The sequence below is a fragment of the Mesorhizobium sp. M0983 genome, assembly GCF_040318975.1.
Classification (GTDB): domain Bacteria; phylum Pseudomonadota; class Alphaproteobacteria; order Rhizobiales; family Rhizobiaceae; genus Mesorhizobium.
The window spans coordinates 325,610-346,090 of sequence record NZ_JAMYNH010000001.1 but is presented as its reverse complement, the minus strand read 5'-3'; the positions used below and the strand labels follow the sequence as shown (position 1 = coordinate 346,090).

The window sequence follows — 20,481 nt, the reverse complement described above, 5'->3', positions numbered from 1 at the left end:
ATCCCATCCCGCCGGCCGCGCATTGACGCCGACGCTAGCGAATATGGCGTCTGGGTCTGTCGGCGCAAGCGCTGTTCGCTGGCTGGCCGAAGGCATCGCCTGCGAGCTCGATTTGCCGGAGACCGCCGAAGCTTCCGAAATAACGGCCCGCCTGCATGCCGCGCTTGCTTCCGAACCCATCGACGTGGCCGTCCAACCGGCTGAGAACAGGCGCAAGAAGGTCCTGATCGCCGACATGGATTCGACGATGATCGAGCAGGAATGCATCGACGAGCTTGCCGACGAGATCGGCGTCAAGGATCGCGTCGCCGCCATCACGGCGCGATCGATGAACGGTGAGATCGCATTCGAGCCGGCCTTGCGCGAGCGCGTGGCGCTGCTTAAGGGTCTCGATGCCGCAATCATCGACCGCATCATCGACAATCGCCTGACGCTTGCCTCCGGCGGTCGCACGCTCGTCCAGACAATGGCGGCCAACGGCGCGTGGACGGCGCTGATTTCCGGTGGTTTCGACATCTTCACCACCCGCATCGCAGCATTGCTCGGTTTTCACGAAAATCGCGCCAATCGGCTGATCGAGCAGGATCGCCGCTTCACCGGCTTGGTCGCCGAGCCGATCCTCGGCCGCGCCGCCAAGGCCGAAGCCCTTATCGAGATTTCCGCCCGCCTCGGCCTGACGCCTGCCGATGCCATTGCCGTGGGTGACGGCGCCAACGATCTCGACATGATCCGTCTTGCCGGCATCGGCGTCGCCTTGCACGCCAAGCCGGCCGTGGCAGCCGAGGCAAAGATCCGCATCGACCACGGCGACCTCACCGCCTTGCTTTATCTGCAGGGTTATCGCCGGGAGGAATTTGTCGAGTGACGCCGATCCGCACCGAACGCCTGATCCTGCGCAACTGGGAAGATCGTGACCGCGAGCTCTTCCATCGCATCAATTCCGACGAGCGCGTCATGGAATTCTTTCCGTTTCGGCGCGACCGTGCCCAGTCGGATGCCAAGATGGAGGAGTTGCGCGCCGCTATCGATCGCAACGGCTTCGGCTTCGCGGCCGCTGAGATCACAGCCACAGGTGAATGCATCGGCTTCGTCGGCATAACCCGAACCGATCATTTGCCATTCTTGCCGCCCGGCACGATCGAGATCGGCTGGCGGCTGGCACCCGAATTCTGGGGCCGCGGCTATGTCACCGAAGCAGCCGATGCCTGGCTCACCTATGGCTTTGAAAGACTTGGCCTCGACGAAATCGTGTCCTTCGCAGTCAAGGATCACAGCCGGTCCACTGCCGTCATGGAGCGCCTGAACATGATCGCCGACCCGGCCTCCGATTTCGACCATCCCGGCGTTCCGGACAGCCACACCGCACTCAGGCGACATGTCTTCTACAGGCTGTCACGCACAGACTGGCAAGCAAGAACGCTAGCCGCCCTTTTTCTTTTCAAGATCAGAGTGTTACAGGCTCTTCCGGACTCAATCCATCCGGATTGTCACAAACCTCAGCTCGCCGGTCTTCGACGCCAGCATCAAAAGCGCGTTCTTGCGCCCTTGCTCCTTCAGCGCGCCGATCCGGTCCATGACGTCCTTGGGCGTGGCGACCGATTCCTGCGCGATCTCGGTGATCACCTCGCCCGGCTGGATGCCGCGTTCGGCAGCGGCTGAATCCTTGGTGACGTCGGTCACGACGACGCCGGAGACGTCGGCGGCGATGCCGAATTTCGTGCGCGTCTCGTCGTTGAGCTCGCCGATCGTCATGCCAAGCACGGCAGCCGTCGAAACGGCAGGCGCCTTGTCGGCATCGTCCTGGTCGGTGTTGCCGTTTTCACCGCCGCTGGCAAGCTTTTCGCCGTCCTCGAGTCGGCCGAGCGTCACCTTCACGGTCTGCTCGACCCCCTTGCGCACGATGATCACGTCGACCGCCTTGCCGACCGGGCTTTCCGCCACGACGCGCGGCAGGTCGCGCATTTCATGGATGTCCTTGCCGTCGAACTTGATGATGACGTCGCCGGCCTGGATGGTGCCGTTGTCGACCGGTCCGCCCTTGATGACGCCGGCGACCAGCGCGCCCTTGGCGGTCGCCATGCCCAGGCTTTCGGCAATGTCGTCGGTCACCGGCTGGATGCGCACACCGAGCCAGCCGCGCCGCGTCTCGCCGAACTGGCGAAGCTGGTCGACGACGCCCGAGGCGAGCTGCGACGGAATGGAGAAGCCGATGCCGATCGAGCCTCCCGACGGCGAGATGATTGCCGTGTTGATGCCGATGACCTCGCCGCTGCTGTTGAACAGCGGTCCGCCGGAATTGCCGCGGTTGATCGCGGCATCGGTCTGGATGAAGTCGTCATACGGGCCGGAATTGATGTCGCGATTGCGCGCCGAGACGATGCCGACCGTCACCGTGCCGCCGAGACCGAACGGATTGCCGATCGCCATCACCCAGTCGCCGACACGCATCGTATTGGAATCGCCGAACTTCACCGCTGTCAGCTTGTGCCCTTTCGGATCGACCTTCAGCACCGCGACGTCGGTCTTGGTGTCGGTGCCGACCAGCGTCGCCTTGAGCGTCACCCCGTCGGAGAAATTCACCTCGATGTCGTCGGCATCGGCAATGACGTGGTTGTTGGTCACCACGATGCCCTGCTCGGCGTCGACCACGAAGCCGGAGCCCAGCGACTGCACCTTTTGCCCGCCGCCGCCCTTGTCGCCGCCGCGGTTCTTGAAGAAATCGTCGAAGAAGTCCTGGAAGGGTGAGCCTTCTGGAAGCTGCGGCATCGGCACGGCGCCCGGACCCTCCGTGCCCTTCACCGTCTGCGAAGTCGAGATGTTGACCACCGCGCCGAGCAGGCCGGCGGCGAGATCGGCAACCGAGGGTGGCCCGTCGGCTGCCACTGTCGGCGTCACGAACGACGGAACGGCAACGGCGCCGACCAGAAGCGCAGCGGCCCCGGCGATGAACGTCCGCCTCGCTGCACGCAGAAGGGTGGTGGATGTCATCGAAAGGCCTCCGGGTGTTCTAAAAAAGCGCTTCGGCAAAAACGCCGCGTCGCGTCATGTTGGCAAGAAATAAGGCACGTTTGCGGCTACGGCTACCGCCAGAGGATAAATCCTCCATTACGCCGGCTTCCCCTGCACCGGCCCTACTGGCCGGTGCCTGGCTGTGCCGCTGGCGCGGCGGGAGCGGGCGGCGCTGGCGGTGGTGCCGCCGGTGCCGCGAGCGTTTCCTTGCTGTTCGGGTCGCGGAAAAAGCGGAAGAACTCGGAATTCGGCGACAGCACCATCGTCGTTCCGGTGCTGTTCAGCGCCGTGCCATAGGCATTCATCGATCGATAGAAATCGAAGAAGGCCGGATCGCGCTGATAGGCCCCGGCAAACGTCGCGCTGCGCTGGGCTTCACCTTCACCACGCAGGATTTCAGACTCTTTTTGCGCTTCGGCGACGATTTCCACCACTTCACGGTCGGCGCGGGCCCTGATCCGCTGCGCTGCCTCATTGCCTCGCGCCCTCAGCCGCTCGGCTTCGGCGAGACGTTCGGCCTTCATGCGGTCGAAGGTCTGCTGCGAGACCTCAGCCGTGAGATCGGTGCGGCGGATGCGGACATCCTCGATCTGCAGGCCAAGCGAGGTGGCGTCGGGCCTCAGTTGATCGCGTACCTCGCGCATCATCACGGCGCGCTCTTCCGAGAGTGCCGCCTCGAAGTCGCGCAGGCCGTAGACGCGGCGCAAGGCGGCGTCGAGACGCGTCCTCAGCCGGGCCTCGGCCAGTTCGATCTGGCCGGAGACCGCGGCGCGAAACACGCGCGGATCCGAGATACGATAGGCGATAAAGGCATCGACCTCATAGAACTTGCCGCCCGAAACCTGGACGCGGATGTTATCGAGGTCGAAGCGCAGGACCCTGTTTTCGATCAGCTGCACGGTGTCGGCATCGAAGAAGGAGAACGGCGCCTTGAAATAGATGCCTGGCTGGTTCTTGACGTCGACGATTTCGCCGAACCTGAGCACCAGCGCCTGCTGGCGCGCATTGACGACGAAGACAGACGAATAGAGCAGGAACAGGATGACCGCGGCGATGACCGCAATGACGGGAAGACGGTTGGCCATCACTGGTTTCCTCCGGCGGCCGGTGCCGGCGCCTTCTGCTGCAATGCGGGCAGCGGCAGGTAGGGAACGACCCCTTGCCCATTGCCTTGCTCGACGATGACCTTGCTCGAATCCTTCAGCACCCTCTCCATTGTTTCCAGGTAAAGCCGCTTGCGCGTCACCTCCGGCGCCTTTGCATATTCGTCATAGACCGAGATGAAGCGCTGCGCCTCGCCTTCGGCCTCCTGCACGACCCGGTTCTTGTAGGCGGCCGCGTCTTCGCGGATCTGCGCGGCAGCGCCGCGCGCCTGGCCGAGCTTCTGGTTGGAATACTGATTGGCCTGCTCGACGAACTTGTCCTCGTCCTGTTCGGCCCGCTGCACCTCGTCGAACGCGTCCGCCACCTCGCGCGGCGGCGCGGCATCCTCGATCGAAATGGCGTTGACGTTGAGGCCGGCCTTGTAGCCGTCCAGCGTCGTCTGGATGATCTCACGCACCGACGCCGCAATTCCTTGCCGGTCGTCGCGGAAAATGTCCTGCGCCGGGCGCCGGCCGACCGCTTCACGCATCGCGCTTTCGGCGACCTGCTGCAGCATGCCGCCGGGGTCGGACACGTCGAACAGATAGGCCTTCGGGTCGGAAACCTGATAGGCCACAGAGAATTGCACGTTGACGATGTTCTGATCGCCGGAAAGCATCAGACCATTGCCGCTGGTGCTGCCGCCACCGATGCTGACAAGCTGCTCGGCGATGTTGGCGGTCTCGACCGTTTCAATGGGCCACCAATGGAAATGCAGGCCAGGCTGCGAGAGTTCCGCCTTCGGCTTGCCGAACCTGAGCTCCACCGCAACTTCGTCGGGCTGCACGGTGTAGACCGCCTTGAACGCCCACAGCACCACCAGCGCCGCAGCAATCAGCCCGAACACCGCCGGGCTCGCGCCACCGCCGCCCGGCAGTGCGCGCCGCAACCTGTCCTGCCCACGCCGGATGATATCCTCGAGATCAGGAGGCGAGCCCTGCGGGCCGCTGGGTCCCTTGGGTCCCTGTCCCCAAGGTCCCTGATTGTTGCCGCCGCCCCACGGGCCGCCGCCGCCGCTCTTGTCGTTCCAGGGCATGAATGTCCTTTCGCTTGGAATTCCCTCAAGCGCCGGCTCACCGGCGCAAAATCCAATATTATTCTTCTATAGGGATGCAACGGCACGCTTTCAACGCGATCGGCTGCCGTCACAGTCCGCCTTTGGGTCCATTTAGACCTGTCGCGACGCTTTGTCGTCTTCAATTCACATCGCGGCGCCGCTCGTAAACCGAATAGCGTGTCGCATGGCTGTCCTTCTCACCGGCCTCAACCTCCTGTGAGTGGACTATCCGCCATAGTGCCGGGTCGATCGGCGGGAAATGGGCGTCGCCGTCGACCGCGGCCAGCACATGGGTGACGTGCAGCCGATCGGCCAGCGGCAGCGCCTGAGCATAGATCTCGCCGCCGCCGATGACGCAGATCTCGTCGGCGCCTGCCATGCAGCGCCCGCGCACCGTCGCCAGCGCGATTGCGTCCTCGATCGAGTGCGCGACTTCTACGCCCTCGGCGCGCCATGCCCTGTCCCGCGTCACCACGATGTTGAGCCTGCCCGGCAACGGCCGGCCGATGCCTTCATAGGTCTTGCGGCCCATGATGATAGGCTTGCCCATCGTATCGGCCTTGAACCGCTTGAGATCGGTGGAAAGCCGCCACGGCAACCCACCCTCGCGCCCGATCACGCCGTTCTCGGCGATGGCGACGTAGATCGCGAGGTCCATCAGCCGCCGTTCCCGCCATCGGATGGCTCCAGCAGCAATATGTCAATGTCGTGCTCGGGGTAGAAGTTCTGCGCCTTCATCTCGAACGTCGTCGGTCCGATCTTCCTGACGTTTTCGCCGCAAAACGAGACCAGGTTCTTCGGATCGCCCTTGTCGACGGTCAGCTTGAACGTGCCGATGTTTCCCGACGCCCAGTTGCCGCCCGTGGTCAGGATATAGGCGATGCGGTTCTCGAAATATTTGGGGTAGCCGTCGGGATCGTCCTTGGCTGCCTTGCGCACGGCATTCTCGAACGTGCCATCCATGCAGTAGCGGGTCTTGTAGGCGGCATACTGACCCTGGAATTGGCCGTCATAGAAGAAGCTGACCGAGGAGGTGCCGCCGACGCTCGGCTTGTAGCGATGCGAGACATGCACCGCCTTGTTGGCCGGAAAGGTCGAGCGCCACCAATAGGTCGAGCGCAATTGCCAGAACGGCGTATAGACGGTCTTCATGCCCGAACCGTCATCGGCAGTGTCTTCGATGATGATGCCGCGGTTGACCCAGTCGTCGGTGACCGCTTGCGGCAGCTTTGCCAGCGCTGCCTTGGCCGCATCGCCGAATGGATAGAAAGGCACGCCCTGCGCCTCCAGGTCGGCGCCAATGTCGATGGCGAGCGCGAACACCTTCTGCTCGAGCTGCGGCTTTGCCGGCACCCCGTCGATCGTCACTTCGAAGCCGAGGAAATTGTCGCTCTGCGCCTCGGGAATCGCCGGTATTTCTTCGGGGTCGCCTTCGATGTCGGGCATCGGAAAGGCGACGATCGCATCGACATCCTTGTCGGTGTTGTTGCGGAAGACGTAATCGACCGTCACCTTTTCCGGCGAGATGTAGAGATCCTCGCTTTCCATCGCCACCGCATCGCTGCGCGACAGGATCAGCCCACCGGTGCCGAGTTCGGCGACCGAATCATTGGCGAGTGCGGGCGTAGCCGAGAGCGCCAAGGCTGCGGTCAGGACGTAACGGAACATGGAAACTCCCCCGGCGAAAATGCCAACATGACTCTAGCCGTTCAATGTGGCGTTTCAAAGCCTTTCGGCAAACGCGCCGGCGCGTGCCGGCTTGTCGTGTCGGTCTAGACACGCCGGTCTCGATCGGGCAGGAGTTCGCTCATGCGCAAGCTTCTTGTCATCGGCATCGGCGCCGGCAATCCGGAGCACATGACGGTCCAGGCCATCAACGGCCTCAATCGGGCCGACGTGCTGTTCATCCCCGACAAGGGCGCGAAGAAGAACGATCTCGCCGAATTGCGCCGCCAGATCTGCGACCGCTTCGTCATCAATCCGAACTCGCGCCGCGTTGAATTCGATGTGCCGGTGCGCGCCGAGCCGGCGCCTTCCTACCGCTCGACCGTCGACGACTGGCACGAGGCGATCGCCGCGATCTATGAAGGCCTGATTCGCGGCGAACTCCCCGAAGATGGCTGCGGCGCCTTCCTGATCTGGGGCGATCCTTCGCTCTACGACAGCGCGCTGCGTATCCTGGAGCGCGTGCGCCTCAGAGGCAATGTCGCGTTCGAACTGGAGGTCATCCCTGGCATTACCGCCATCCAGGCACTCGCAGCCAGTCACAAAATGGCATTGAACCGCATCGGCGACGCCATTTTGATCACCACCGGCCGCCGGCTCGTCGAGGAAGGTCTGCCCGAAAACGCCGGCAGCACCATCGTCATGCTGGACGGCAAATGCGCCTTCAACACGCTGGCCGACAAGGACGTTAGTGTCCACTGGGGCGCCTATCTCGGCACACCCGACGAGATCGTCGTCTCGGGCCGGATTGGCGACGTCGGCGACGAGATCGTCAGCATCCGTGAGGCGGCACGCCGGAAAAAAGGCTGGATCATGGACACCTATCTGCTGCGCAAGCCGGGCGAGCCTGAGGAGTGACAGGGATTGAGCGCGGCATGAATTCCGCCGAGTTCACGCAGCATCGATCTCGGCCTGCAGCGCCTCCATATGCGCCGCCGCTGCTGAAGACGCAGCCCGCTCGATGGCGCGGAAGCGGCTGACCACCGCAAGCCCGACCGACGTCAATTGGGCGCCACCGCCTTTCTTGCCGCCCGTCTGTGCCGCAACCAGCGGCTTGCCGAACACGCGGTTCATGTCCTCGACCAGATCCCAAGCGTGCTTGTAGGACATCTCCATGCCGCGCGCCGCGGCCGAAATCGAGCCGAAGGCAGCGATCTGTTCCAGAAGCTCGATCTTGCCCGGCCCGATGCGGCCATCTGGATCGAGATTTATCCGCAAGCTCAGCGACGGCATTTGCTCCTCCGCGGTCACGCCATTCTACAAGTTCTCCAGCGATACCGCTATTCCAACACGATATAGCGAATCATCGGCCGTTCACCCATCCGCCTCCGGCGGGGAGGCCGGCGCCGGTATTTGCCCGGTCGAAGCTCACCGTCTTGACCACCGCGAAGACCTTTCGACCAAGCTGGAGCCCTAGCGTCTGCCGCGACTGTTCAGTGATGCGGGCAAGCACGGTTGCGCCATTGCAGTCGATGCCGATCTCGACCGTAGGCCCTTCGCCCGGCTTTATCGCCATGATCGCGCCCGGGAATATGTTGAGCGCGCTGAGGCCAACCGGCTGCTCGGTGGCGATCATCACGTCGCGGGCGCGGATGCGGACGCGCACCGGCGCACCGACCGGCGTTGCCAGAAGCGGCACACGGATCTCGCCCGCCGCCGAGCCAAGCACGGTCATGCCAAACGCCTCGTCGTGGCGCAGAACCGCGGTATCCAGCACGGCACCGCCCTCGCCGCGCTCTTCGGCCGGCAATAGATCCAGACGCTGCATGATCACTCCGGTTGGACCGGAAGCAGCGACCTTGCCCTGCATCAGTACCACGACGTCGCTCGCCAACCGCGCCACTTCGGCGATCGAGTGGCTGACATAGACGATCGGGATTTTCGTCTCGTCGCGCAGCCGCTCGATATAAGGCAAGATCTCGGCCTTGCGCGCCTCGTCGAGCGACGCCAGCGGCTCGTCCATCAGCAGCAATTTCGGACTGGCAAGCAGCGCCCTGCCGATTGCCACGCGCTGCTTCTCGCCACCGGAGAGTTTTGCCGGCCGCCGGTCGAGCAAATGGCCGATCCCGAGCAGTTCGACCACGCCATTGATATCCGCGTAGCGCTCAGCAGCCGGCGTGAACCAGCGGCCATAGCGCAGATTGCTCGCCACGCTCATATGCGGAAACAGCCGCGCGTCCTGGAACACCATGCCGATCCGCCGCTTGTGCTTCGGCATGAACAAGCCGGCATCGCTATCGACCAGCACACGGCCGTCGGCCGCGATACGGCCTTTGTCGGGGCGGATCAGCCCGGCAATCAGGTTGATCAGCGTCGTCTTTCCGGAGCCGGAAGGCCCGAACAGCGCAGTCAGCCGCCCGGCGCTTTCGAAGCGGGCATTGACGGCGAAATCGCCAAGCCGGTGGCTGATGTCGACCTGAACCGTCATTCGATGTCCATCCGCCGGCCGACGCGTCGCGCCAGCACTTCCGAGGCGACCAGTGCCGCCATCGAGATGACGATCGAGATCAGCGTCAGCCTGAGCGCGCCGGCGTCGCCGCCGGGAACCTGCGTGAAAGTGTAGATCGCCGACGGCAGCGTCTGCGTCTCGTTCGGAATGTTGGAGACGAAGGTGATCGTCGCGCCGAATTCGCCCATCGCCTTGGCGAAGGAGAGGATCGCACCGGCGATCAGGCCGGGCAGGATCAGCGGCAGCGTGATCGTGCCGAACACCCATAATGGATTGGCGCCGAGCGTGCCGGCGGCCGCCTCGATTTTGCGGTCGACCGCTTCGATCGACAGCCGGATCGCCCGCACCATCAGCGGAAAACCCATCACGCCGCAGGCGAGCGCGGCGCCGGTCCAGCGAAAGGAAAAAACGATGCCGAAATGTTCGGCCAGGAAAGCTCCGGCCGGACCGCGCTTGCCGAAAGTCAAAAGCAGCAAATAGCCGGTCACCACCGGCGGGAGGATCAGCGGCAGATGCACCAGCCCGTTGAGCAGCGTCTTGCCCCAGAACTGGCCGCGGGCGAGCACAAGAGCGATCGCTACGCCCGGCGGCAGGCTGGCAATCATCGCCACGGTCGCCACCTTGATGGACAGTCGGACCGCATTCCATTCGTCGGGAGCGAGATCCAGCAGCCAGCTCATGCTCAGGGCCGTTCGTCAGTTGCTCGGCGCAAGCACGGTAAAACCTTGCGCCTTGAAGAGTTCGCCAGCCTTGGCGGATTGCAGGCATTTCAGGAATGCCGGGGTATCCTTGCCCTTCGAATCCGCAAGCTGGGCAACCGGATAGATGATCGGCGGATGTGTATTGTCGGGGAAAGTGCCGACCACCTTCACGCCAGGCTCGGCATGCGCGTCGGTGGCATAGACGATGCCGAGTGCTGCCTCGCCGGTCGACACCAGCTTTAGGGCGGCGCGCACATTCTCGGCCTGCGCCACGTTGCCTTCGACGGAAGACCAGACACCGAGCGATTCGAGCGCCGCCTTGCCGTATTTGCCTGCCGGCACCGCCTTGAAATCGCCCATGGCAAGTTTGCCGTCACCCACGAGCCCGGCAAGATCGAAACCCTTTTCAATCCTGGTTTCAACCTTGGAATCCTGCGGCGCGATCAGCACGATCTGGTTGCCGAGCAATTTCACTTCGGTGTCGGGCTTGGTCAGCTCCTTGTCGGAAAGATATTTCATCCAGTCGAGATCGGCCGAGATGAACACGTCCGCCGGCGCGCCGCTTTCAATCTGCTTGGCCAGCGCCGAGCTCGCCGCGTAGGAAATGGTTGCCGCCTCGCCGACACTGGCCTCGCAGGCCTTGTTGACGGCATCGAGCCCGTCCTTCAGGCTCGCCGCGGCAAACACGACCACCTTGTCATCGGCATGGGCCGCCGGCACCGCGGCCATCAGCATGGCAGCGAGACCCGCGATGGCAATCGTCGTCGAACCTTTGCGCGCCAGCATGAACTCTCCTCGTCTCGGATCGCCCGAAGCCGTCCATCGATATATCCATGTGAACATAACAAGGAAAGGCTCTTTACCAGGCGACGGCATTCTGAGCTGCGGTTTTCTCCGCCTGCGATAACCTCCTTTAGATACAGCGGTATCGAGGTCGAAGAAAATATCGCATGGAATCTGTTGCGCGCACCACAGACGTCGGTCGATCAAGATGGATGCTGACAACGTCCGAGGGCGTAGCCGCAGTAGGCAATTTCGATATGCACAGTCAGGTAGGGTGCTAAACCGCGATCGGCGCCTTGATCGTCGCGTCGGCGAAATAGTTGTCGAGCCGGAAATCCTCGAAGCCGAAGGCAAAGAGATCCTTCACCTCGGGATTGATCCATAGCGTCGGCAACGCCTTGGGCGTACGCCGCAATTGTTCGCGCGCCTGCTCGAAATGGTTCGAGTAAAGATGCGCGTCGCCGAGCGTGTGGATGAAATCGCCGGGTTTCAATCCGGTCACCTGCGCCACCATCAGCGTCAGCAACGCATAGGAAGCGATGTTGAAGGGCACACCGAGAAAGATGTCGGCGGAGCGCTGATAGAGCTGGCAGGAAAGCTTGCCTTCCGAAACATAGAACTGGAATAGGCAGTGGCAGGGCGGCAACGCCATGGCCTCTACCTCGGCAGGGTTCCACGCCGAAACGATCAGCCGCCGCGAGTTAGGATTTTTGCGTATCTCCTTCAGAAGATTCGCAATCTGGTCGATGGCGCCGCCATGGCCGTCCGGCCACGAACGCCATTGCTTGCCATAGACCGGGCCGAGATCGCCATTCTCGTCGGCCCACTCATCCCAGATCGAGACGCCGTGATCGTTGAGATATTTGATGTTGGTGTCGCCGGCCAGGAACCACAAAAGCTCATGGATGATCGACTTGAGGTGCAGCTTCTTGGTGGTGGTGACCGGAAAGCCGCGGGCCAGGTCGAAGCGCATCTGGTAGCCGAATATCGAGCGTGTTCCGGTGCCGGTACGGTCGCCGCGATCTGCGCCGTTTTCCAGCACATGCTTCAGAAGGTCGAGATACTGGCGCATCGGCTCCGGTCCGATTCGGGTTGTCAGCCATCATAGCCGAATGACCGTCGGCCGAACACAGCAAAGCGAGACAATTCCAGCAGAAGCCTCGCCAGCATCAGCGGCGAGTTTGTTCAGAGCGAGCCGAGCATGCCCAGATCCTTGGCGACAAGATAATAGAACGTCACCCGGCTCTTGCTGTTGTCGGCCGCCATCGCCTTGCAGGTCTTTTCGATAGCCGCATCCGCCTTGGCGCCGTCGGTGACACCGAGCTTGCCAGCGACCCAGCTGTTCCTGACGCGCTTCAGTTCCTCCGGGTCGGTGCAGGACACCAGCGAGGAATCGCGGTTCCTGAGCGCGATGCCCAGATGCTTGACGATCTTGGCGACCGCGTCGGCATCCGCCGCCGCATCATATTTTTTTACGTCTGCGAGATAATCGGCCATCGAATTTCCCCTCGTCGGCGCCACGGGATCCGGTCGATGAGGATTGTGGCGCGCTGCCGCAACTGTGCGCTGGGTCTCCTCACCGCCACAAAGCTTCGGTTGAGACCGGCTGCAAGTCAACCCCTTGATGATCCACTTTGACACGGACGAAAGTGGCATTCCGGCCTTTCATTTTCCACCGCCAGTCCCTATATTCGCCTCGTCGGCTCGACCGACTATGGTGATAAACAGGCGATGAAATAAGCCGTTCGGACCCGGGGGCGGTACCCGGCGCCTCCACCAAAAACCGCTGCTCAAGAGCGGCTTTTGCTGGGGGCGAAATAGGATCGACGAAGGTGTAAAGATCGTACTTTTGCCCGGCATTGTACCACCGTTATCGGGCTAAACTTATAGTTGCCAACGACAACTATGCGGAAGCACGTCTCGCCGCGTAAGCGGTGCGATAGCTTCAATTCAAGCCCTAGTGGTTCGCACTTCTAGGCGGGGTTCGGAGGTACCTGGCAACAGAAACCTCCATTTCTTCTTTTTTGATATGTGCAGCTGCAGGCCTCGCCGGCTGGGCTTTTTATGCGCCCTGATACGCTCAAGACGCCGCGGCGTTTATACCAGCCCCTGGCTGACCGCGTCGATCGCACCGGCGAATGTTTCACCAGTAGCCTCATCGGGCAACAGCATCTCATTGTGCCCTCTGCCCGTCCGGATCATCGGAAAACAATTGGCGAGCTTGGCAACACGACAGTCGAGGAGCACCGGCCGGTCCACGTCGATCATTTCCTGTATCGCATCGTCAAGGTCGGCTGGTTTGTCACAGCGCAGGCCGACCGCTCCGAACGCCTCGGCCAATTTGACAAAATCGGGCAAGGCCTCGGAATAGGAATGCGCGAGGCGGTTGCCATGAAGGATTTGCTGCCACTGGCGAACCATGCCCATATATCCGTTGTTCAGGATGAATATCTTGATCGGCGCGTCGTACTGGACTGCCGTCGACAGCTCTTTCATGGTCATCTGAACCGACGCGTCGCCGGCGATATCGATGACGAGGCTGTCCGGATGAGCGATCTGCACGCCGAGCGCCGCCGGCAGGCCGTAACCCATCGTCCCCAGGCCGCCCGAACTCATCCAGCGGTTCGGCTTTTCGAAGCCGTAGAATTGGGCCGCCCACATCTGATGCTGGCCGACTTCAGTGGTGATGTATGTGTCGCGATCCTTCGTCAGCTCGTAAAGGCGCTGCACCGCATATTGCGGCATGATCACGTCGTTGTTCATCTCATAGGAGAACGAATTGCATGCGCGCCAGGCGGCGATCTTTCTCCACCAGTCCTGAAGGCGGCTTCCATCCGGTTTCTGAGATAATGCGCGCCATAGACGAACCATGTCACCCAGAACATTGCCGACATCGCCTTGTATGCCGATATCGGCGTGGACGTTCTTGTTGATCGAGGACGGATCTATATCGATATGTATCTTCCTGGAGTTGGGCGAAAAAGCATCCACACGCGAGGTCACGCGGTCATCGAAGCGCGCGCCGATACAGATCATGACGTCGCAATCGTGCATCGCCATAGGAACCATGCAGACCGACCATCTTGAGCCAGTTCTTGCCGGAGGCGGGGTAAGCTCCAAGGCCCATAAGCGTCGAGGTGACCGGAAAGTCGCTCAGTTGAACCAGCTCCCGGAGCAATGTCGATGCTTTCGGGCCGGAATTGACGATGCCGCCGCCGGCATAAATAACGGGACGGCTGGCATTGGCCATCAGCGCTATCGCCTGGCCGATCTTGTTGATGTCGCCCTGCAGCTTCGGTTGATAATTTTTCAGCGCAGCAACGTCCGAACGCGGCGTGTACATGCCGGACGCAAACAGAACGTCCTTTGGCATGTCGACGAGAACAGGCCCCGGTCGCCCCGACTGGGCGATGTGGAACGCCCTATGGATCGCTGACGCTAAGTCATCGACGTCTTTGACCAAAGAGTTGTGCTTGGTGCAGGATCGCGTGATGCCGATCGTGTCACATTCCTGAAAGGCATCGGAGCCGATCAATGTTGTCGGCACTTGTCCGGACAGACAGACGATCGGCACTGAATCCATCAGTGCGTCCTGCAGGGGCGTCACGGCATTCGTCGTGCCTGGGCCTGACGTGACCAGCATCACGCCGACCTTGCCCGTGGACCGGGCATAACCCTCGGCGGCATGGCCGGCGCCCTGTTCGTGGCGCACAAGGATATGCTTGAGATCGTCCTGCTGGAATATCTCGTCATAGATCGGCAAAATAGCCGCGCCGGGATAGCCGAAAATATGCTCCACACCATTGTCTTTGAGTGCGCGGAGAACGATCTCCGCTCCTGTCATGCGGTTGCTCGTATCCTGAATGGAATTATCGCTTGTCATGGTTCTGTCCCGTAGCGTGATGAGGATGGGTTGACGGGGCATCGCCGAAATCGGGCGTAAGAAGAATTTCGGGCATAAAAAAAGGCCCCGTCAGGAGCCTGTTTGTCGCGCACGGGTGGCTGTCGCCGGATGGTTACACCATCCTGCCCATGCGCTTTCCTACCACTGCAAGAACCATAGCGATCTTCATGATCATCGCTGCTAACACAGAAAATCGCGCATCGTCAACGTCTCAGGCTAAGGCGTCTCAGGCCAAGGCGAAAACCCAAGGGCTTCCCTTCATCGGAATTTCCGATGGCAGCATTCGTATCTTCCCGTTTCCCTTCTCCCCTGCCTTTGTCGAACAAGGCTTCAGTTTCTCGCCGCGTGTCGGTCACGCCCCGCGAGCTACCTGATGGAGAAAAGATGAACCAGGAAACCACACCAACACCCGAACGCATCCTGATCGTTGGCGGCAGTTCCGGCATGGGACTGTCGCTTGCCGAACAGCAGCTTGCTGCCGGCGCCGAGGTTACGATCGTCGGCCGCTCCGAGGACCGGTTGTCGGCCGCACGGCAGCACTTGCCTCACCCGGAAAGGCTGAGGACGATCGCAGCCGACGTCACAAGCGAGGACGAGGTCCAGCGCCTGTTCGAGGACGTCGGTACGCTCGACCACATCGTCTCGACCGCCGCAGACATCATCGGCGTCTATGTGTTGCTTCCCGAGATGGACGTCTCGATAGCGCGGAAAGTGATGGATTCCAAAGTCGTCGCGCCGCTTCTTCTCGCCAAACACGGCGCGCCTCATCTGACGCCCAGGGGGTCGATCACGCTGACCTCGGGCATCGCCGCCTATCGTCCGGCGGCGAAAGGCTCGGTGGTGGCAGCCGTTAATGGGGCCCTTGGCTCACTCGCCTACGCGCTTGCCGTCGAACTGGCGCCGATCCGCGTCAATGTCGTCTCGCCGGGCTGGGTCGACACGCCGATTTGGGATGCCGTCGTCGGCAGCGGAAAGACGGCTGCGCTGGACGCCATGGCAAAGCGTCTGCTCGTCGGCCGGATCGGCCGGGCAGCCGACGTTGCCCAAGCTATCACGTCCCTGATGCATAACGGCTTCATCACCGGAACCGTGCTTCATGTCGATGGTGGCCAGCGATTGGTCTAGTGATGGCCAGACCTCGCGAACCATTGCGAGGAACAGTTGCAAGACCGGCGCTTGAATGCGCCGGTGGCGCCATACCATGGTGACCGGCGTCACCGGGCTGCTTCCGACCCAAGGCAGCACGACGATATTGGCGTCAGCCGCAGAACCCACGAGACGCGGGACCAGCGCGCATCCAAGACCGGCTGCAACAAGGCCCCGTATCGCGCCCATGCTGGCGAACTCGCCGACCAGTTTTGGACGGTCAGGCAACGTTGCGGCAAACGTTTCGTCGAACATCCGCCTGTAGACGCAACCGGGCTGGGTGACGAGGAAGGCCTCGTCAGCCAGATCGTCGGGCGTTATGGCAGAATATCCGGCCAACCGGTGATTTGCCGGCATTATGATGACGAGCTCTTCTTCTGCCACCTGCTCGCTTCGCAGCTCCGGCGCCGCCGCCGGGGCGGCCCCGAAATGCAAAGACACGTCCAGCGCCCCGCTGGCCACGCCGGCACGCAACCGGCTGCTATCGCCCGCCTGGAGGTTCAGTTCCACGTCTGGATAGCGCCGGTGGAATTCGCTCAGCAAGGCTGGCAAGCGCGTAACGCAAAGCGTCTCCAGGCCGCCGACCGTCAGGCGACCGGCAACCGTACCGCTCGCGTCGGCGACAGCGGAACGGGCTTCGTCCGCAAGGTCGAGGAGATCGTTTGCGTAGTCCAGCAGGCGCTGTCCTGCCGCCGTCAGCTTCAAGCCACGCCGTGACCTGTCGAACAGCGACGTGCCCAGATCGGCTTCCAGCGCCTGGATCTGTTCGGTCACGCTCGATTGGGCAAGATGAACCCGCTCGGAGGCGCGCGTGATGTTCAAGGTGGTGGCGACCGCCACGAAGGTCTTGAGATGTCTAAGCTGCATGTCTTGAACCCGTCATATAGGCAAAGGCTGCTTTGAACCGGGACCGCAAACGTGAAAAGGCCGGGAACATCGCCCGGCCTTTTTGTCTCGATAGGTGAAGCTTACTCCGCCGGCGCTTCCGCAACGTCCCGGCTGCGGCCGAGCGTTATCTTGGCCAGTGTGAAGGAGATCGCCGCGCACAGCGTGATGCCCGCCACCATTGGCAGCGGCGTGCCGTCAAAGAACACGCCGGCGACACCCATGGCGACCGCGCCGATGGCGAAGTGCAGCGTGCCCATCAGCGCCGACGCCGTGCCGGCGATCTCACCATGCTCTTCCATGGCCAGCACCGACGTCGTCGGGATAACCAGGCCGAGGAAACCGTAGCCGATGAACAGCAGCGCCGCCATTACGTCGAGCCGGTCGACACCCGATGCCATCACCGCAAACAGCACCACCATCGTCGTCGCATAGCCGGTCACGGCGACGCGCACCACGCGCTGCAGCCCGAACCGCTCCGATAGCAACCCGGTCAGCTGCGACATGCCGATGAAGGCAACCGCATTGATCGAGAAGAACACGCTGTAAACCGAAGGGGACAGGCCATAATGGTCGATCAGGATGAAGGACGAGCTCGACAGATAGACAAAGAAGCTCGCAATGCCGAAGCCGGCGATGGCCGTCAGGCCAAGGAAGTTGCGGTCGCCCATCAGGAAGCGGTAGCCGGAAAGTGCCGTCCCGAAGGACGAACCGGCGCGCTCTTCGACCGGCCGCGTCTCCTTGAGAGAGGTCGCCAGCAGGATGGTGGCGAGCACGGCCGCGCCCGTCACCGTCCAGAACACGGCGCGCCAGCCGAAGTTCTCGATGATCTGGCTACCGGTCAGCGGCGCCAGGATCGGCGACACCGAAAACACCAGCATCAGCAGCGACATCAACTTGGCGGCCTCGGTGCCGGTATGCAGGTCGCGAACGATCGCGCGCGGCACGGCCATGCCGGCGCTGGCGCCGAGCCCTTGCAGGAAACGGAAGGCGATCAGCCATTCGATCGAGGGAGCCAGCGCCGAGCCGACGCCGCCGACCATGAACAGCGCCAGGCCGCCGTAGAGCGGCAGCTTGCGGCCGACCATGTCGGAGATCGGTCCGACGACGATCTGGCCGAAGCCCATGGAAAGAAAGAAGATCAGCAGGCTCATCTGCACCGCGGCAGTGCCGGCATGCAGATCCTCGCCTATTGACGGCAGGGCCGGAAGATACATGTCGATGGCAAACGGGCCGATCGCGGACAATAGGCCGAGCACGACCGCAATGCGGAGGAATTTGGCGTTCATGATAGCAGGCTCTTTCGAATTCTGGTTGCCGCCGAGGACCGGCGCGTAACCCTAGGACGTTCCATCCCATGGAGTTCCGACTCTTCTGCGGAACGAAACTCCCTTCGTGCAGTCCACAAATTTAGACAGGCTTGTCTAATTCGTCAACCACCTCTATATAGTTTTGCATGAAGGCCAACGTTTCTCCTGACATTTTCCCGCCACGGGGCCATGAGGCCAAGCGGATGTCGATTGTCGATGCCGCCACCTCGGTCTTCTGCCGCGAAAGCTTCGCCGGTGCCAATATCGACATGATTGCCGCCGAGGCCGGCGTCTCCCGCCAGACCATCTACAATCATCACGGCGACAAGGAAAAACTCTTCGTTGCCATCGTCCGCGACCTCACCGAACGTTGCAACGCCGGCATCTTTGCCACGATTTCCACTTTTCCCGATCAGCCGAAGGATCTCGAAGCCGACCTCATCGCCTTTGCTGTGCGGATGAATCACAACTGCATCTGCAACCGCGACGGCAAATTCCTGCGCAAGCTGATCCAGACCGAGGGCGGGCGCTATCCCGAGTTGTTCGCCGAATGGCGCGAAGAAGGACCGGGCAGGACATGGCCGGCGATCGCCGCCCGTTTCGCCCGCCTCGCTCATGCCGGCTTCCTTGATATCGACGATCCCGATGTCGCAGCGCGCCAGTTCATGGCGCTTGCCAATGCCGAGTTGCAGACGACGTTCATGCTCGGCGGCGCACCAACCGAGGACGAGGTGGTGCAGTCAGCGACAAATGGCGTGCGCACCTTCCTGCGCGCCTTCGGCAAGCGGCAGCCTGTGGCTCGTAAGCAGGGCGCGCTCGCCAGCGCTTGACGGTCAAAGCCGTTTGACGATCAAATCGTCGCCAATGGGCTTCGCTTCCGCACGCAGGCGATCTATATCCGGTTTACGCCGCGCTCAAGCTTGATTACAGCTATCAGGACGATTCAACGGAAGCCGACAGCCACATGGCCGACGACCACATCCGCTACGACATTTTGGCCCAGGAGGCGTTGCGCGGCGTCATGCGCAAGGTCCTGGCCGAGGTCGCGCGCACCGGTCTCCCAGGCAACCATCACTTCTTCATCACATTTCTCACCGGCGCGCCGGGCGTGCGCGTATCTTCGCGGCTGCGCGAACGCTATCCCGAACAGATGACCATCGTTATTCAGTTCCAATATTGGGACCTGAAGGTGAGCGACACCGGCTTCGAGGTCGGGCTGTCGTTTTCCGACGTGCCGGAGAAACTGGAAATCCCGTTCTCGGCCGTACGCGGCTTTTACGATCCGTCCGTCAACTTCGAGCTCGAATTCGACGTCAAGACGGATACCCCGGCTGAACAGGAGACAAAGGCCAAGCCTGCTCCCGAGCCGCTGGCCATCGTCGCCGAGAAAAAGCCTGAGACGAAGAAGAAAACCGCTGAGGCGGAAAAGAAGCCTGCCGCGGCCGACGCCGGCGCCAAGGGGGCCGACGTGGTGTCGCTCGACGCCTTCCGCAAGAAGTGACCCGACGGGCGGCGTGACATGGCCGAGATCGTCAATCTCCGTCAGGCACGCAAGCAGAAGGCGCGAGCCGAGAAGGAGCGCCTGGCCGAACAGAACCGGGCGCTGCATGGCCGTTCCAAAACCAGCCAGGATCGCGACCGCTTGATCGCCGAGAAGGCCGACAAATTCGTCGCCGGCCATCGCCGCGAAAAATCCGGCGATTCGGACAAATCCGATGCTTGAAGTGTGAATAGGATCGTCGCGTGAGCCCGGTCGAAAAGCGCTCGGTCACCATTCGCGGCCACCGCACCAGCTATTCGCTCGAAAAGCCTTTTTACGACGACCTGGTCGCCATCGCGGCCGCGCGAAAATTGACGCTCGCCGCGCTTGTCGCCGAAATCGACGAGAGCCGCCCGCGCGATGCGAACCTCTCCTCGGCGCTCAGGCTCTATGTGCTGGACTGGGCCAAGCGCCGCAAGTTGTAGCCTTCAGGCAACGCTATCTTGTTTCCTGCGCCGGATACGGAAGCCCAGCAAAGCCGAGCGGTCGCGTTCTTCGGCCTGCTTCTTCGATCTGACACGCATCAGGTCCTTCCAGCCGACATAGCCCACCAGCCGCGCATTTTCTCGCGTGACGACGGGCAAAATGGGACACGTTCGCCATCAGCAGCTTTCGGAGGGGCCTCGAGATACTCATCCGGATAGGCAACCGTCTTTGCGAAGCCGGGCTCGTCGCGAGGGACCACGACGAGGAGGACCACCGCCGCGTGCTGCTGCGGCTGACCGACCGCGCCGACGACAGTCTCGCCGATCTGTCAGCCGCTCATCTCGACGAACTCGGGCGGATCGAGCCGATGCTGAAGCGCTTGCTTGCTGGACGCGGCGCATAA

The 20,481-nt window shown here is 62.1% G+C and carries 22 protein-coding genes, 1 other RNA gene and 4 pseudogenes; 12 read left to right on the top strand and 15 right to left on the bottom strand.

The genetic code is table 11. From position 1 onward, the window contains the following. Window positions 1-43 precede the first annotated feature (43 nt). Entirely contained in the window at window positions 44-865 is an 822-nt protein-coding gene (serB, locus tag NKH71_RS01810) for a phosphoserine phosphatase SerB (RefSeq protein ID WP_352495198.1), read from the top strand. Next, a pseudogene (locus NKH71_RS01805) lies at window positions 862-1,428 on the top strand (GNAT family N-acetyltransferase); the annotation flags it as partial. The gene serB and the pseudogene NKH71_RS01805, both read left to right, overlap by 4 nt. A 42-nt stretch (window positions 1,429-1,470) precedes the next feature. On the opposite strand, the gene NKH71_RS01800 reads toward NKH71_RS01805, so the two are convergent. The 5 genes from NKH71_RS01800 to NKH71_RS01780 form a co-directional block, all read right to left on the bottom strand. Further along, the gene (locus tag NKH71_RS01800) at window positions 1,471-2,988 is read right to left on the bottom strand and encodes a DegQ family serine endoprotease (RefSeq protein WP_023720807.1); all 1,518 of its coding nucleotides are present in this window, start codon (window positions 2,986-2,988) and stop codon (window positions 1,471-1,473) included. 143 nt (window positions 2,989-3,131) lie between these two features. Continuing rightward, window positions 3,132-4,094: a protease modulator HflC gene (hflC, locus tag NKH71_RS01795; RefSeq protein ID WP_023720808.1), complete on the bottom strand. Its 963-nt coding sequence runs from the start codon at window positions 4,092-4,094 to the stop codon at window positions 3,132-3,134. Continuing rightward, window positions 4,094-5,188 carry an FtsH protease activity modulator HflK gene (hflK, locus tag NKH71_RS01790; RefSeq protein ID WP_023720809.1) on the bottom strand — a complete coding sequence of 365 codons (1,095 nt, stop codon included), beginning with the start codon at window positions 5,186-5,188 and terminating at the stop codon, window positions 4,094-4,096. Before hflK ends, hflC begins: the two co-directional genes overlap by 1 nt. Before the next feature lie 160 nt (window positions 5,189-5,348). Further along, window positions 5,349-5,867, bottom strand: a complete 519-nt coding sequence (locus NKH71_RS01785; RefSeq protein ID WP_292664361.1) for a dihydrofolate reductase — start codon at window positions 5,865-5,867, stop codon at window positions 5,349-5,351. Beyond that, the gene (locus NKH71_RS01780) at window positions 5,867-6,877 is read right to left on the bottom strand and encodes a DUF4424 domain-containing protein (protein ID WP_352788458.1); all 1,011 of its coding nucleotides are present in this window, start codon (window positions 6,875-6,877) and stop codon (window positions 5,867-5,869) included. The genes NKH71_RS01785 and NKH71_RS01780 overlap by 1 nt, the downstream gene beginning before the upstream one ends. A gap of 141 nt (window positions 6,878-7,018) precedes the next feature. On the opposite strand from NKH71_RS01780, the gene cobF reads away from it, so the two are divergent. Next, on the top strand, window positions 7,019-7,792 hold the full coding sequence (cobF, locus tag NKH71_RS01775) for a precorrin-6A synthase (deacetylating) (protein ID WP_352639705.1): 774 nt from the start codon (window positions 7,019-7,021) through the stop codon (window positions 7,790-7,792). Window positions 7,793-7,825: 33 nt separating this feature from the next. Here the strand turns inward: cobF and NKH71_RS01770 are convergent, their stop codons facing one another. The 6 genes from NKH71_RS01770 to NKH71_RS01745 form a co-directional block, all read right to left on the bottom strand. Further along, entirely contained in the window at window positions 7,826-8,167 is a 342-nt protein-coding gene (locus NKH71_RS01770) for a winged helix-turn-helix domain-containing protein (protein ID WP_023676697.1), read from the bottom strand. Window positions 8,168-8,237: 70 nt separating this feature from the next. Continuing rightward, window positions 8,238-9,362: a molybdenum ABC transporter ATP-binding protein gene (modC, locus tag NKH71_RS01765; protein WP_352788459.1), complete on the bottom strand. Its 1,125-nt coding sequence runs from the start codon at window positions 9,360-9,362 to the stop codon at window positions 8,238-8,240. Further along, the gene (gene modB / locus NKH71_RS01760) at window positions 9,359-10,063 is read right to left on the bottom strand and encodes a molybdate ABC transporter permease subunit (protein WP_352495174.1); all 705 of its coding nucleotides are present in this window, start codon (window positions 10,061-10,063) and stop codon (window positions 9,359-9,361) included. The genes modC and modB overlap by 4 nt, the downstream gene beginning before the upstream one ends. A 15-nt stretch (window positions 10,064-10,078) precedes the next feature. Then, complete coding sequence (gene modA, locus NKH71_RS01755) at window positions 10,079-10,870, bottom strand: molybdate ABC transporter substrate-binding protein (RefSeq protein ID WP_031194508.1); 792 nt, start codon at window positions 10,868-10,870, stop codon at window positions 10,079-10,081. A gap of 274 nt (window positions 10,871-11,144) precedes the next feature. Next, entirely contained in the window at window positions 11,145-11,939 is a 795-nt protein-coding gene (locus NKH71_RS01750; protein WP_352482986.1) for a thymidylate synthase, read from the bottom strand. Window positions 11,940-12,052: 113 nt separating this feature from the next. Beyond that, the gene (locus tag NKH71_RS01745; RefSeq protein WP_023676702.1) at window positions 12,053-12,364 is read right to left on the bottom strand and encodes a DUF2853 family protein; all 312 of its coding nucleotides are present in this window, start codon (window positions 12,362-12,364) and stop codon (window positions 12,053-12,055) included. Between the two features lie 162 nt (window positions 12,365-12,526). Between NKH71_RS01745 and ssrA the strand changes: the two genes are divergently transcribed. After that, window positions 12,527-12,882: a transfer-messenger RNA gene (gene ssrA / locus NKH71_RS01740) on the top strand. 82 nt (window positions 12,883-12,964) lie between these two features. Here the strand turns inward: ssrA and NKH71_RS01735 are convergent. After that, window positions 12,965-14,750, bottom strand: a pseudogene (locus tag NKH71_RS01735) (acetolactate synthase 3 large subunit). Window positions 14,751-14,938: 188 nt separating this feature from the next. Here NKH71_RS01735 and NKH71_RS01730 point away from each other — a divergent pair. Beyond that, entirely contained in the window at window positions 14,939-15,145 is a 207-nt protein-coding gene (locus NKH71_RS01730) for a hypothetical protein (protein ID WP_352788462.1), read from the top strand. 10 nt (window positions 15,146-15,155) lie between these two features. After that, complete coding sequence (locus tag NKH71_RS01725) at window positions 15,156-15,896, top strand: SDR family oxidoreductase (protein WP_352482982.1); 741 nt, start codon at window positions 15,156-15,158, stop codon at window positions 15,894-15,896. Between the two features lie 66 nt (window positions 15,897-15,962). Here NKH71_RS01725 and NKH71_RS01720 read toward each other — a convergent pair. Both NKH71_RS01720 and NKH71_RS01715 read right to left on the bottom strand, forming a co-directional pair. Continuing rightward, a pseudogene (locus NKH71_RS01720) lies at window positions 15,963-16,784 on the bottom strand (LysR family transcriptional regulator); the annotation flags it as partial. A gap of 101 nt (window positions 16,785-16,885) precedes the next feature. Beyond that, the gene (locus NKH71_RS01715) at window positions 16,886-18,091 is read right to left on the bottom strand and encodes a multidrug effflux MFS transporter (RefSeq protein WP_023676705.1); all 1,206 of its coding nucleotides are present in this window, start codon (window positions 18,089-18,091) and stop codon (window positions 16,886-16,888) included. Window positions 18,092-18,258: 167 nt separating this feature from the next. Here NKH71_RS01715 and NKH71_RS01710 point away from each other — a divergent pair, with 167 nt between their 5' ends. The 4 genes from NKH71_RS01710 (at window position 18,259) to NKH71_RS01695 (ending at window position 20,077) form a co-directional block, all read left to right on the top strand. Beyond that, window positions 18,259-18,942, top strand: coding sequence for a TetR/AcrR family transcriptional regulator (locus NKH71_RS01710; RefSeq protein ID WP_352495172.1), 684 nt, complete (start codon window positions 18,259-18,261; stop codon window positions 18,940-18,942). Between the two features lie 134 nt (window positions 18,943-19,076). Then, a complete protein-coding gene (locus NKH71_RS01705; RefSeq protein WP_023676707.1) occupies window positions 19,077-19,613 on the top strand; it encodes an SspB family protein in 537 nt (178 codons plus the stop codon). Between the two features lie 18 nt (window positions 19,614-19,631). After that, window positions 19,632-19,835, top strand: a complete 204-nt coding sequence (locus NKH71_RS01700) for a DUF4169 family protein (protein WP_352788464.1) — start codon at window positions 19,632-19,634, stop codon at window positions 19,833-19,835. A 20-nt stretch (window positions 19,836-19,855) separates the two neighbouring features. Continuing rightward, entirely contained in the window at window positions 19,856-20,077 is a 222-nt protein-coding gene (locus NKH71_RS01695; protein ID WP_023720823.1) for a ribbon-helix-helix domain-containing protein, read from the top strand. Between the two features lie 3 nt (window positions 20,078-20,080). Here NKH71_RS01695 and NKH71_RS01690 read toward each other — a convergent pair whose 3' ends face one another. After that, entirely contained in the window at window positions 20,081-20,203 is a 123-nt protein-coding gene (locus NKH71_RS01690; RefSeq protein ID WP_352894193.1) for a hypothetical protein, read from the bottom strand. A 50-nt stretch (window positions 20,204-20,253) separates the two neighbouring features. On the opposite strand from NKH71_RS01690, the pseudogene NKH71_RS01685 reads away from it, so the two are divergent. Both NKH71_RS01685 and NKH71_RS01680 read left to right on the top strand, forming a co-directional pair. Further along, window positions 20,254-20,346: pseudogene (locus NKH71_RS01685) on the top strand (hypothetical protein); the annotation flags it as partial. A gap of 12 nt (window positions 20,347-20,358) precedes the next feature. Then, window positions 20,359-20,481: a hypothetical protein gene (locus tag NKH71_RS01680; RefSeq protein ID WP_280940426.1), complete on the top strand. Its 123-nt coding sequence runs from the start codon at window positions 20,359-20,361 to the stop codon at window positions 20,479-20,481.

What these genes read in the sequence shown, in the direction of transcription:
- serB (WP_352495198.1), top strand. Translation starts at nt 44, where the DNA reads ATGGCGTCTGGGTCTGTCGGCGCAAGCGCTGTTCGCTGGCTGGCCGAA.
- NKH71_RS01800 (WP_023720807.1), bottom strand. Translation starts at nt 2,988, where the DNA reads ATGACATCCACCACCCTTCTGCGTGCAGCGAGGCGGACGTTCATCGCC.
- hflC (WP_023720808.1), bottom strand. Translation starts at nt 4,094, where the DNA reads ATGGCCAACCGTCTTCCCGTCATTGCGGTCATCGCCGCGGTCATCCTG.
- hflK (WP_023720809.1), bottom strand. Translation starts at nt 5,188, where the DNA reads ATGCCCTGGAACGACAAGAGCGGCGGCGGCGGCCCGTGGGGCGGCGGC.
- NKH71_RS01785 (WP_292664361.1), bottom strand. Translation starts at nt 5,867, where the DNA reads ATGGACCTCGCGATCTACGTCGCCATCGCCGAGAACGGCGTGATCGGG.
- NKH71_RS01780 (WP_352788458.1), bottom strand. Translation starts at nt 6,877, where the DNA reads ATGTTCCGTTACGTCCTGACCGCAGCCTTGGCGCTCTCGGCTACGCCC.
- cobF (WP_352639705.1), top strand. Translation starts at nt 7,019, where the DNA reads ATGCGCAAGCTTCTTGTCATCGGCATCGGCGCCGGCAATCCGGAGCAC.
- NKH71_RS01770 (WP_023676697.1), bottom strand. Translation starts at nt 8,167, where the DNA reads ATGCCGTCGCTGAGCTTGCGGATAAATCTCGATCCAGATGGCCGCATC.
- modC (WP_352788459.1), bottom strand. Translation starts at nt 9,362, where the DNA reads ATGACGGTTCAGGTCGACATCAGCCACCGGCTTGGCGATTTCGCCGTC.
- modB (WP_352495174.1), bottom strand. Translation starts at nt 10,063, where the DNA reads ATGAGCTGGCTGCTGGATCTCGCTCCCGACGAATGGAATGCGGTCCGA.
- modA (WP_031194508.1), bottom strand. Translation starts at nt 10,870, where the DNA reads ATGCTGGCGCGCAAAGGTTCGACGACGATTGCCATCGCGGGTCTCGCT.
- NKH71_RS01750 (WP_352482986.1), bottom strand. Translation starts at nt 11,939, where the DNA reads ATGCGCCAGTATCTCGACCTTCTGAAGCATGTGCTGGAAAACGGCGCA.
- NKH71_RS01745 (WP_023676702.1), bottom strand. Translation starts at nt 12,364, where the DNA reads ATGGCCGATTATCTCGCAGACGTAAAAAAATATGATGCGGCGGCGGAT.
- NKH71_RS01730 (WP_352788462.1), top strand. Translation starts at nt 14,939, where the DNA reads ATGATCATCGCTGCTAACACAGAAAATCGCGCATCGTCAACGTCTCAG.
- NKH71_RS01725 (WP_352482982.1), top strand. Translation starts at nt 15,156, where the DNA reads ATGAACCAGGAAACCACACCAACACCCGAACGCATCCTGATCGTTGGC.
- NKH71_RS01715 (WP_023676705.1), bottom strand. Translation starts at nt 18,091, where the DNA reads ATGAACGCCAAATTCCTCCGCATTGCGGTCGTGCTCGGCCTATTGTCC.
- NKH71_RS01710 (WP_352495172.1), top strand. Translation starts at nt 18,259, where the DNA reads ATGAAGGCCAACGTTTCTCCTGACATTTTCCCGCCACGGGGCCATGAG.
- NKH71_RS01705 (WP_023676707.1), top strand. Translation starts at nt 19,077, where the DNA reads ATGGCCGACGACCACATCCGCTACGACATTTTGGCCCAGGAGGCGTTG.
- NKH71_RS01700 (WP_352788464.1), top strand. Translation starts at nt 19,632, where the DNA reads ATGGCCGAGATCGTCAATCTCCGTCAGGCACGCAAGCAGAAGGCGCGA.